The following is a 10,803-nucleotide window of genomic DNA, read 5'->3' on the forward strand; positions in this document are numbered from 1 at the left end:
TGACGCTGCCGTCGGCGCGCGACTATTAAATGCGCTCAAACAGCGAGCCGCCGCGCGGCGAGCGATAGCGCCCTTAAGGAGACTAAAATGGCGACTGTGAAAGTCACCGACGACAGCTTCGACGCCGACGTCCTGAAATCCTCGACCCCGGTCCTGGTGGACTTCTGGGCCGAGTGGTGCGGCCCCTGCAAGCAGATCGGCCCGGCGCTGGAGCAGATTTCGGACGAGCTGGCCGGCAAGGTGACCATCGCCAAGGTCAACATCGACGACAGCCCCATGGTCCCGTCCAAGATGGGCGTGAAGGGCATCCCGACCCTGATGCTGTTCAAGGACGGCCAGATGACCTCGATGAAGGTCGGCGCCATGCCCAAGGGCAAGATCGTCGAATGGCTGGCCGAAGCCGGCGTGACGGCGGACTGACACACGCACGACTTTTCCCTCCCCGTCCCGGGGAGGGGGGTTGAGGCCGTCAGGCCGAAACCGGGTGGGGGCGGCGCCGCGAACGGGGCGCCGCCTTTTCTTTATCCCGCTCATCCCGGCGGACGCCGGGATCCAGTGCTTTGGCTATACGCTGACCGTCGCGCCAAGGACCGCCTTGCCCTCCCCACCCGGTCGCTTCGCGACCACCCTCCCCGGTACGGGGAGCGAGAGGCGCGGCGCCTCGGGTCAGACCGGCCAGGTCTCGCGGCTGGCGCCCAGCACCTCGCCCGCCAGGTACAGCGAGCCGCAGATAACCACCCGTCCGGCGCCCAGGGCCAGGGCGCGGTCGAGCGCGGCGTCCACCGATCCCGCCGCCATGGCGCCGAAGCCGCGTCCCTGGGCGACGGCGGCCAGGGCCTCCGGCTCGGCGGCCGCTCCGGCGAAGCCGACAGTGAAGACCTGGGCGTCGATCCCCTTCAGCGCATCGAAGAAGCCGCCCGCGTCCTTGTTGGCCAATATGCCGACGATCAGGGCGGTGGGGCGCGGGGCGCGGGCCTGACGGTCGGACAGGGCGCGGGCCAGGGCGCGAGCCGCGTGCGGGTTGTGCCCCCCGTCCAGCCACAGTTCGGCGTCAACCTTCTGGGCCTTGTCGGCATAAGGCCCGGCGGTCAGCCGCTGCATCCGCGCCGGCCAGCGCACGGCCTTCAGCCCCTCGGCGATGGCGGCTTCGGGCAGGTCCAGCTCCAGCGCGGCTGTGATCGCCACGCCGGCGTTGTCGAACTGGTGCGCGCCGGCCAGGGCCGGCGCGGGCAGGTCCAGGAACCGCTCCGGATCCTGATAGGCCAGGCCGTCGCGCTCGGCCCAGGCGTCGAAGTCCACGCCCATGACGGTCAGGGGCGAGCCCACCTCCGCCGCGCGCCGCGCGATCACCGCCATGGCCGCCTCGGACTGGCGCGCCACGACGCCGCGCGCGCCCGCCTTGAGGATGCCCGCCTTCTCGCCCGCCACGCCCTCGATACTCGTGCCCAGGAACTCGGCGTGGTCCAGGTCGACCGGGGTGATGACGCTGAGCAGCGGCCGGGCGATGACATTGGTGGCGTCCAGCGATCCGCCCAGACCGACCTCGATGACGGCCAGGTCGGCGGGGGTTTCGCTCATGGCCAGGAAGCCCGCCGCCGTGGTGCTTTCAAACACCGTGGCCTGGCCGCCCGTCTGGGCCATCGCCGCCTCGACCCGGTCGAGGACGGCGTTCAGCGCCTCGTTCTCGATCAGCTTGCCGGCCAGGCGGATGCGCTCATTGAACCGCACCAGATGCGGCGAGGTGTAGGCGTGGACGCGCAGGCCTGCCGCTTCCGCGATCGCGCGGATCAGGGCGACGGTCGAGCCCTTGCCGTTGGTGCCCGCGACATGGACCACCGGCGGCAACCTGTCCTGCGGATCGCCGAGCGCGGCGCACAGGGCCCGCATCCGGTCCAGCGACAGGTCGATGCGCTGGGGATGCCGGGCGCGCAGGCGTTCCGAGATCGGGTCCATCAGGGCCGGCTTTACGCCGCCTTCTGCGTCTGGGCGGTTCCGCTCATCAGCATGGACAGGATCAGGCCGAGCGTCGTCGGCAGGTCGGCGCGCGACACCACCTTGTCCACCATGCCCTTGTCCTTGAGGTATTCGGCGCGCTGGAAGCCCGGGGGCAGCTTCTCGCGGATGGTGGTCTCGATCACCCGCGGACCGGCGAACCCGATCAGGGCGCCCGGCTCGGCCAGGTGAACGTCGCCCAGCATGGCGTAGGAGGCCGTGACCCCGCCCGTGGTCGGGTCGGTCAGCACCACGACGTAGGGCAGCTTGGCCGCCTTCACTTCCTGGACGGCCAGGGTGGTGCGGGCCATCTGCATCAGCGACAGGGCGCCTTCCTGCATCCGCGCCCCGCCGGCGGCGGTGTAGCAGACGAAGGGAACATTGCGCTTCACCGCCTCGCGCGCGGCGGCGATGAAGGCCTCGCCCGCCGCCATGCCCAGCGAGCCGCCCATGAAGGTGAAGTCCTGGACGATGACCACGGCGGGCGCGCCGCCGATGCGGCCATAGCCGATGGCCATGGTGTCCTTGCGGCCGGCCGCCTTGCGCGCCGCCGACAGGCGGTCGCGATAGGGCTTGCCGTCCGAGAACTTCAGCGGGTCTTCCGGCACGTCGGGCGTGTCGATGCTCTCATACAGGCCGTCGTCGAAGGTGGCCTTCAGGCGCGTGGGCGCATTGATCCGCATATGACGGCCCGACGGCGTGACCCACAGGGCCGCCTCCAGGTCCGAGCGGAACAGCATCTCGCCCGTGTCGGGATCCTTGACCCACAGATTGTCCGGGGTGTCGCGCGGGCTGACGATCTTGCGCACGCCGGGCGCGAAACGCGACAGCCAGCCGCCGCGAGCCTTGTTCTCAGGATGTTTATCGACCATGGGCGGGCCTTTAGACGGTTTCCGCGAGGAAATCACTATTCTGGGGCGCACTCGTTCGCGCGGCTTTCACCGCATCGGACAGCGTCTTCACCTTGGCCAGAACGCGGGGGACAGCCGGTTCGTTCGCCTCTAGGGCGGCGGCGACTTCGTTCACGAAGACCGAACCGGCGACGACGGCGTCGGCGACGCGGGCGATCTCGGCGGCGCGTTCGGGCGTGCGGACGCCGAAGCCGACGGCGACGGGCAGGCCGGCGGCGCGTCGCACGCGCTCGACGGCGGGCGCCACCTCGGCGGCGACGGCCTCCTTCACCCCGGTCACACCGGAGACCGAGACGTAATAGACGAAGCCCGATGTGCCCTCGGCGATGACCTTGAGGCGGTCGTCGTCAGAGGTCGGCGTGGCCAGCCGGATCAGCGAAACTTCGGCCGCGTCCAGGGCGGCGGACAGCGGCCCGGCCTCTTCCGGCGGGCAGTCGACGACGATGATGCCGTCCACCCCGGCCTCGGCCGCGTCGCGGGCGAAGGCTTCATAGCCGTAGGATTCCACCGGGTTCAGATAGCCCATCAGGATCAGCGGCGTATCCTGATCGACCTTGCGGAAGTCGGCCACCAGGTCGAGCGTGCCGCGCAGGGTCATCCCCGCCTTCAACCCGCGCAGGGCGGCGCGCTGGATCGGCGGCCCCTCGGCCATCGGATCCGAGAAGGCAAGGCCCAGTTCGATCAGGTCGGCCCCGGCGGCGGGCAGGCCCTTCAGGATCTCCAGCGCCTCATCCCGGCTGGGGTCGCCGGTCATGACATAGGGGACGAAACCGGCCCGGTTCTCAGCCTTCAGCTTGGCGAAGCGGGCGTCGATGCGTGCGGTCGTCATTGCGGCAGGGTTCCGGCGACCGGCGAAGCCGGGCCCGAGGTGCAGACGTCGCCGGGAATGACCGCGAAGCCCAGATAGCCCGGCGCCGTCGCCTCGGCCGGTTTGCTCTCGTCATAGAAGGCGACCATCTGCAGGCCGTCGCAGCCGCCGCCCTCGCGGCGCCGCACGAAGATGACGCGGTTGTCGTCCCCGTCCGCCGCCAGCCAGTTCAGCGTGCCCAGATGTTCCGTATAGGCGTCGGCCAGGGCGCCGATCTGGTCCAGTTGCGCCGTCACGCAGAAGGCGGGGCTGCGCAGCAGGCCGCCGCAGTCGGCCGCCTCGGTCGCCGGAGGCAGGACCGGCATTCCTGTCGCCGCCGGGCCGGGCGGGACGGTCGGCGCCGTCTGCACCGGCGCCTGTTGGGCGGGCGCAGCGGTGTTCTGCGCCAGGGTCAGGCTGGGCGAAGCGGCCGCCAGAAGGGCGGCGATCAGCAGGGTCTTCATCATTACAACTCCACGCCCAGGTGTTGAGCCACGGTGTTAATGTCCTTGTCGCCCCGGCCCGACAGGACGATGACCAGATCGCCCCCCTTGCCGAGGTCCCGGGCCACCTCGCCGGCGCGCGCCAGGGCGTGCGACGACTCCAGCGCCGGGATGATGCCTTCCAGTTTGCACAGGGTCTGGAACGCTTCCAGCGCCTCGTCGTCGGTGGCCGACAGATATTCGCCGCGACCCAGATCGTGCAGCCAGGCGTGCTCCGGCCCGATGCCCGGATAGTCGAGGCCCGCTGAGATGGAGTGGCCCTCCAGAATCTGGCCGTCGGCGTCCTGCAGCAGATAGGTGCGGTTGCCGTGCAGCACGCCCGAGCGCCCGCCCTTCAGGCTGGCGGCGTGGTCGGGGGTGTCCAGGCCGTGGCCCGCCGCCTCGACCCCGATCAGGCGCACGCCCTCGTCCTCGATGAAGGGGTGCATGGCGCCGATGGCGTTCGATCCGCCGCCGATGCAGGCCATGACGGCGTCGGGCAGGCGGCCGATCTGGCGCTGGGCCTGGGCCTTGATCTCCTTGCCGATCACCGACTGGAAGTCGCGCACCATGGCCGGATAGGGGGCCGGGCCCGCCGCCGTGCCGATGATGTAATAGGTGTCGGCGACGTTGGTGACCCAGTCGCGCATCGCCTCGTTCATGGCGTCCTTCAGCGTCGCCGCCCCGGCCGTCACCGCCGAGACCTCGGCGCCCAGCAGCTTCATGCGGAAGACGTTCGGCTGCTGTCGGGCCACGTCGACGGCGCCCATGTAGACGGTGCAGGGCAGGCCGAAGCGGGCGCAGACGGTGGCCGAGGCGACCCCGTGCTGACCGGCGCCGGTCTCGGCGATGATGCGCGTCTTGCCCATGCGGCGGGCCAGCAGGATCTGGCCCATGCAGTTGTTGATCTTGTGCGCGCCCGTGTGGTTCAGGTCCTCGCGCTTCAGCCAGATCTTGGCGCCGCCGAAATGCTCGGTCAGCCGCTCGGCGAAATAGAGCGGGCTGGCGCGACCGACGTAGTGCTCCAGATAGCCGTCCAGCTCGGCCTGGAAGCTCGGGTCCGCCTTGGCAGCCTTATAGGCCGCCTCCAGTTCATGGATCAGCGGCATCAGGGTCTCGGGCACGAAACGGCCGCCATAGGGGCCGAAGCGGCCGTCAGCGTCGGGCCAGGCGTAGATATTGGGGAGAAATGCGTTCACGAGCGGCAGTCTTTCGCGGGAAGGCGACGAAATCAGGACCGGGATACGGCCTTGAGGAAGGCGTGGATCAGGTCAGGGTCCTTAACACCCGGCGCGCTTTCGACGCCAGAGGAGACATCGACCATCGGCGCCCCTGAAATCCGCACCGCTTCGGTGAGATTTTCCGGCGACAGCCCGCCCGCGAGGAACCAGTTTGCCGGAAGCGCCCGGTTGCGCATCAGGGTCCAGTCGAACGACGCCCCCACTCCGCCGGGCAGATCGGCCCCTTTCGGCGGCTTGGCGTCGAACAGCAGGTGATCGGCGACGTCCGCCCAATCGGCGACGGAGGCGAAGTCCGCCTCGTCCCGGATCGGCAGCGCCTTGATGATCCCCGCCCCCGTCAACCGCCGCGCCTCGGCCGCGCGGGCCGGCGTCTCGTGGCCGTGCAGCTGGATCAGGTCAGGCCGCAGGATCAAAGCGACTTCGCTCAGCAGGGCGTCGTCGGGGTCGACCAGGACGGCGACCACCTTGGCGCGCCCTCGCGCCCGGTCGAACAGGGTGGCGGCGTGCAGCGGCGGGATGTGGCGCGGGCTCTTCGGAAACACCACCGCCCCGACAAAGGCCGCCCCGCCGTCGAGCGCCGCATCCAGCGTATCCGGCGTCGTCAGGCCGCAGATCTTGGTCAGGGTCATGCGCAAATCAGGTGCGCGACTGCGGGGGAGAGGTCAAGCGCCGCACTTCCCCTCCCTTACCCCTCGTCATCCTCCGGCAAGCCGCGCAAGCGGCGCAGACCGGGGGACCCAGCGGCGCCGAAGGCGATCCTTGCGGCAAGCGCGGCGCGTGGGTCTTTCGCCCTGACGGGCGCCGCTGGGTCCCCCGATCTCGCTACGCTCGTCGGAGGATGACGAAAGAGTGGTTCAGGCGAAGATCGACGCGATCTCGCTCTCGCTCAGCAGCCGCCATTCCCCCAACGCCAGATCGTCCGGCAAAGCCAGCCCGCCCAGCCGCTCGCGGTGGAGGGCCTCGACGTGGTTGCCCGCCGCCGCGAACATCCGACGCACCTGGTGGTAGCGCCCCTCCGTCACCGTCAGGAGCGCCTCGGTCGGCGATACCGCCTCCAGCACGGCGGGCGCCAGGGGCTTGTCCTCGCCCTCCAGCACCAGTTCGCCCGAGGCGAACAGCGCCCCCTCTGTCCCGTTCAGCGGCCGCGCCAGCGTCGCGCGATAGACCTTGGCCACCTGACGCTTTGGGCTGATCACCCGGTGCAGCAGGTCGCCGTCGTCGGTCAGCAGCAGCAGGCCCGAGGTCTGCTTGTCCAGCCGCCCGATGGTCGAGATCGCCGGATCGCGCCGCCGCCAGCGGTCGGGCAGGACGTCATAGACCAGCGCCCCGTCCTCCTTGTGCGAGCAGGTCATGCCCAGCGGTTTATTCAACAGGATGACAAGGCCAGGCACGGGATCCAGCGGCTCGCCGTCGATCTCCATGCGGCTCGTCAGGTCGGGCGTCACCGGAATGCGTTTCGACACATCGGTCAGATCGGCGCCGTCCAGCACGACGCCGCCCGCCTTGCCCAGCCGCGCCATCTCGGCCCGCGAGCCGTAGCCCATCGAGCCCAGCAGCTTGTCCACGCGGGACGTTGGAATCTTCTTGCTCATGCCCTACCGCCCTTCGGGCTGCTTGAGGCCTTATGCCTCGCCCTATCGCCCTTCGGGCTGCTTGAGGGCGGGCTCACTTCACCGCCTCGAAAATCTTGTAGCCGCCCTGATCCACGACCATCCGCACCCGCTTAAAGGCGGCGTCCAGTTCGGCCTCATAGGGCAGGTGGCGGTTGGCGACGATCCAGGCCGTCCCGCCCTTCCGCAGCATCTCGGCCGCCTTGCGGATGAAGTTCTGGCCCAGCCGCCGGTCCTCGGCCCCGCCGTCGTGGAAAGGCGGATTGCTGACGATGAAATCCAGATCGCCCGCCCCCTCCAGCGTCCGCACATCCGCCCAGTCGAAGCTGGCGCGCGCGTCCTCGACGTTGCGCCGCGCCGCCTCGACCGCGCGCCGGTCGATGTCGACCAGCCGCAGCGCCGTCACGGCGGGCGCGCGCAGCACCACCGTCGACAGCGCCCCGAAACCGCAGCCCAGATCGGCGCCCGCGCCCTTCAGCGGCGGCAGCACCTGCGCCAGCAGGGCCGTGCCCGGATCGATCCGGTCCCAGGCGAAGACGCCCGGCTGCGACCAGGCCTCCAGCCCCGGAACCACGCGCGGCGCGCCCGCTTCGATGGCGGCGTCCAGCCCCTCGACCGCCTCGGGGCGGATGACGATGCAGCGGCGATGGTGAGCCTTGGCCGTCTCGGCGACGTCCAGACCGAAGCCCTTCAGCTCCTTGCCCAGGCGCGAGCCGCCCTTGTCCTTGGGCGCCATGACGTCCAGCCGCCCGCCGGGCTTCAGCGCCCTCAGCGCCAGGGCCAGCGTATAGCGCCGCTCCACCGCGCCCGGCGGGGCGTAGAGCATGACGCCCTCGGCCGAGCCGGGCGCGACCGTCTCCAGCGCGCTCGAGCCGGGGATCAGGGGCGAGGTCTGGATCGCCGTCGTGGGCGGATCGAACACGGCGGGCGGGCGGCCGTAGAGAAGCATGGTCATCCCCCGCCTATAATCCCTTCCCCCCTCGCCCGAGAAGCCGCCCGCGCCTAAGCTGTGGTCCATGCCCGAATTACCCGAAGTCGAAACCGTCCGTCGCGGCCTTCAGCCCGTGCTGGAAGGCGCCCGCCTGAGCGCGCCGCGTCAGAACCGGCCGGACCTGCGCTTTCCCTTTCCCGAACGCTTCGTGGAGCGGCTGGACGGGGCGACGGTGCTGCAGCTGGACCGGCGGGCGAAATACCTGCTGTTTCCCCTGTCGACCGGCGAGACCTGGATCACGCACCTAGGCATGGCCGGCCGCTTCACTCTGGAGGGCGTCGCCCCCGGCCTGTTCGAAACGAACGCCCCCGTCGTGGGCAAGCATGAGCATATGAGCCTGACCGCCGACCGGGACGGGGTGCTGACGCGGCTGGGCTACGCCGATGCGCGGCGCTTCGGCTTCATGGGCCTGATCCCGACCGAGGCGGTCGAGGGCCACGCCTGGTTCGCCAAGCTGGGGCCGGAACCGCTGGGCAACGCCTTCTCGGGCGCGCACCTGGCCGAAGCCTTCGCGGGCAAGGCGCAGAACATCAAGGTCAGCCTGCTGGATCAGAGCATCGTGGCGGGTCTGGGCAACATATATGTGTGCGAGGCCCTGTATCGGGCGCACATCTCGCCCCTGACGGCGGCGGGCAAGGTCAGCCGTCCGCGGCTGGAGCGGCTGGCGGTCGAGGTCCGCAACGTCCTGCATGACGCCATCGCCGCGGGCGGCTCGACCTTGAAGGATTTCGCCAACGTTGAGGGCGGCCAGGGCTACTTCCAGCATCGTTTCGACGTCTACGGCCGCGAGCATGGGCCGTGCCGCACCGAAGGCTGTCGCGGCGTGGTCAAGCGCATCGTGCAGGGGGGCCGCTCGACCTTCTTCTGCCCGGTCTGTCAGAAGTGAGTGACGAGTGGCGAGTGGCGAGTGACGTGCCAAAGCAAGAGGTTGGCGCGATGCAGCGACCCTCCAAGCCTTGTCTGAGACCGACAGAACCTTCTAATCACTCGCCACTCGCCATTCGCCATTTCGGGAGCCCCTCATGGCCGACGCCTATTCCACCCTGCTGATCGAACGCCACGCGGACGGCTATGCGGTCGTCACCCTGAACCGGCCCGAGGCGCTGAACGCGCTGAACACCACCCTGACCGGCGAACTGGGAGACTTTCTGGAGAGCGTGGCCGACGACGACAGCGTGCGCTGCGTGGTGCTGACCGGCTCGGCCAAGGCGTTCGCGGCGGGCGCCGACATCAAGGAGATGGCGGATCAGGCCTATGCCGACATGTATCGCGGCAACTTCTTCGCCCGCGCCCATGATCGGGTGGCGAGCTTCCGCAAGCCGATCATTGCGGCGGTCTCGGGCTATGCCCTGGGCGGCGGCTGCGAGCTGGCCATGCTGTGCGACTTCATCATCGCCTCGGACACGGCGAAGTTCGGCCAGCCCGAGATCAATCTGGGCGTGGCGCCCGGGATCGGCGGCTCGCAGCGCCTGACCCGCGCCGTGGGCAAGGCCAAGGCGATGGACATGTGCCTGACCGGCCGAATGATGGACGCCGCCGAGGCCGAACGCTCGGGTCTGGTGTCGCGCGTCGTGGCGTCTGACGCCCTGTTGGACGAGGCGCGCGCCGCCGCCGCCAAGATCGCCGGACAATCAATCCTGGCCGTCATGGCCAATAAGGAGCTGGTCAACGCCGCCTTCGAGACGACCCTGGCGCAAGGCGTGGTGTTCGAGCGCCGGCTGTTCCACTCCCTGTTCGCCTTCGACGACCAGAAAGAGGGCATGGCCGCCTTCGTCGAGAAGCGGAAGCCCGCCTTCACCGGCCGCTGAGTCCGGCGTCGGGGCCGGCCGCATGGGGCGCAAACCCCGGCCCCGACTCAATTCCGGGCGGATCGCGTTGACCGTTCGGAGGCTTTCCGCTATAGCCGCCCGCTCTTGAGATTTTCTCGCCGTGGACGTGTGGTTTACGGCGTTTTCGTTCGAAGGTTTTTACCCGATGGCCAACAATGCAGGCGCCCGCAAGGCGATCCGCAAGATCGAAGCGCGGACCGAAGTGAACAAGGCCCGCCGCACCCGCGTTCGCACCTACCTGCGCAAGTTCCAGGAAGCCGTCACGGGCGGCGACGTGGAATCCGCCAAGGCTGCGTTCATCACCGCCCAGTCGGAACTGATGCGCGCCGTGTCCAAGGGCGTGGTTCACAAGAACACCGGCTCGCGCAAGGTCAGCCGTCTGGCCGCCCAGCTGAAGAAGCTGTCGGCCGCCTGATTTCGCACCGCGCTCGGACGGGTCTTCACGGCTTCGTCAAACAGCGCAATGCGACGGCCACGGAAGGCCCTTAACCGGCGTTTCGTGAAAAAATGCATGAATTTCAACGGCGAGGAAGCGCAAGCTCCCTCGCCGTCTTGCTGTCTGCTGCTAAGTCAGACCGGCCGACTCCGGCGATTGATTAAGGCGAAATCGCCATTTTCCTAAGCCCTGCCGGGGTTTGCTGGAGTCAATCAATTTAAGTGCGAATCTCGACTCGAATCAGCGTTGATCTCCGCCGTTCCGAGGGTAAGTTGAGGGGGTAACGCACTTCCATCCTGTCTGGATGAAGACGAGGGAAATCAATGATTTCCCTCGGCGCGAGATGTCTGTCTGTGAGTACGACCCCGCTTGCGAAGCCCGGCTTCGCGAGACGAGAGAAGTCGTCCCCGGACCTCGTCTCGAAGAGCGTTCGTCGGTGATAACTCTTGTGGCGGGTGTTCTTC

General features: G+C 69.0%; 12 protein-coding genes. 4 read left to right on the forward strand and 8 right to left on the reverse strand.

Annotated elements, in window-relative coordinates; all coding sequences use genetic code 11:
* Positions 1 to 87 precede the first annotated feature (87 nt).
* A complete protein-coding gene (gene trxA / locus PIB44_RS15085) occupies positions 88 to 420 on the forward strand; it encodes a thioredoxin (protein WP_278069995.1) in 333 nt (110 codons plus the stop codon).
* Between the two features lie 246 nt (positions 421 to 666).
* On the opposite strand, the gene PIB44_RS15090 is transcribed toward trxA, so the two are convergent.
* The 8 genes from PIB44_RS15090 to PIB44_RS15125 form a co-directional block, all read right to left on the reverse strand.
* A complete protein-coding gene (locus PIB44_RS15090) occupies positions 667 to 1,953 on the reverse strand; it encodes a bifunctional folylpolyglutamate synthase/dihydrofolate synthase (protein WP_278069996.1) in 1,287 nt (428 codons plus the stop codon).
* An 11-nt stretch (positions 1,954 to 1,964) separates the two neighbouring features.
* On the reverse strand, positions 1,965 to 2,864 hold the full coding sequence (locus PIB44_RS15095; RefSeq protein WP_025978017.1) for an acetyl-CoA carboxylase carboxyltransferase subunit beta: 900 nt from the start codon (positions 2,862 to 2,864) through the stop codon (positions 1,965 to 1,967).
* A 10-nt stretch (positions 2,865 to 2,874) separates the two neighbouring features.
* On the reverse strand, positions 2,875 to 3,732 hold the full coding sequence (trpA, locus tag PIB44_RS15100; protein WP_278069997.1) for a tryptophan synthase subunit alpha: 858 nt from the start codon (positions 3,730 to 3,732) through the stop codon (positions 2,875 to 2,877).
* Positions 3,729 to 4,217, reverse strand: a complete 489-nt coding sequence (locus tag PIB44_RS15105; RefSeq protein ID WP_134581819.1) for a hypothetical protein — start codon at positions 4,215 to 4,217, stop codon at positions 3,729 to 3,731. The genes trpA and PIB44_RS15105 overlap by 4 nt, the downstream gene beginning before the upstream one ends.
* Positions 4,217 to 5,431 carry a tryptophan synthase subunit beta gene (gene trpB, locus PIB44_RS15110; RefSeq protein ID WP_134581820.1) on the reverse strand — a complete coding sequence of 405 codons (1,215 nt, stop codon included), beginning with the start codon at positions 5,429 to 5,431 and terminating at the stop codon, positions 4,217 to 4,219. Before trpB ends, PIB44_RS15105 begins: the two co-directional genes overlap by 1 nt.
* Before the next feature lie 32 nt (positions 5,432 to 5,463).
* Entirely contained in the window at positions 5,464 to 6,102 is a 639-nt protein-coding gene (locus PIB44_RS15115) for a phosphoribosylanthranilate isomerase (RefSeq protein WP_278069998.1), read from the reverse strand.
* Positions 6,103 to 6,327: 225 nt separating this feature from the next.
* Positions 6,328 to 7,065 (reverse strand): pseudouridine synthase, encoded by a 738-nt coding sequence (locus tag PIB44_RS15120; protein WP_278069999.1) that lies wholly within the window; start codon positions 7,063 to 7,065, stop codon positions 6,328 to 6,330.
* Between the two features lie 73 nt (positions 7,066 to 7,138).
* On the reverse strand, positions 7,139 to 8,038 hold the full coding sequence (locus tag PIB44_RS15125; protein ID WP_278070000.1) for a class I SAM-dependent methyltransferase: 900 nt from the start codon (positions 8,036 to 8,038) through the stop codon (positions 7,139 to 7,141).
* Positions 8,039 to 8,099: 61 nt separating this feature from the next.
* Here PIB44_RS15125 and mutM point away from each other — a divergent pair, with 61 nt between their 5' ends.
* From mutM to rpsT, 3 genes are all read left to right on the forward strand, one after another.
* The gene (gene mutM, locus PIB44_RS15130) at positions 8,100 to 8,960 is read left to right on the forward strand and encodes a bifunctional DNA-formamidopyrimidine glycosylase/DNA-(apurinic or apyrimidinic site) lyase (protein WP_278070001.1); all 861 of its coding nucleotides are present in this window, start codon (positions 8,100 to 8,102) and stop codon (positions 8,958 to 8,960) included.
* A gap of 136 nt (positions 8,961 to 9,096) precedes the next feature.
* Positions 9,097 to 9,882, forward strand: coding sequence for an enoyl-CoA hydratase (locus PIB44_RS15135; protein ID WP_138142320.1), 786 nt, complete (start codon positions 9,097 to 9,099; stop codon positions 9,880 to 9,882).
* A 166-nt stretch (positions 9,883 to 10,048) separates the two neighbouring features.
* Positions 10,049 to 10,318 carry a 30S ribosomal protein S20 gene (rpsT, locus tag PIB44_RS15140; protein ID WP_025978008.1) on the forward strand — a complete coding sequence of 90 codons (270 nt, stop codon included), beginning with the start codon at positions 10,049 to 10,051 and terminating at the stop codon, positions 10,316 to 10,318.
* The last annotated feature ends 485 nt before the right edge of the window (positions 10,319 to 10,803 follow it).

The organism is Brevundimonas sanguinis (assembly GCF_029636725.1).
Taxonomy (GTDB): domain Bacteria; phylum Pseudomonadota; class Alphaproteobacteria; order Caulobacterales; family Caulobacteraceae; genus Brevundimonas; species Brevundimonas sanguinis.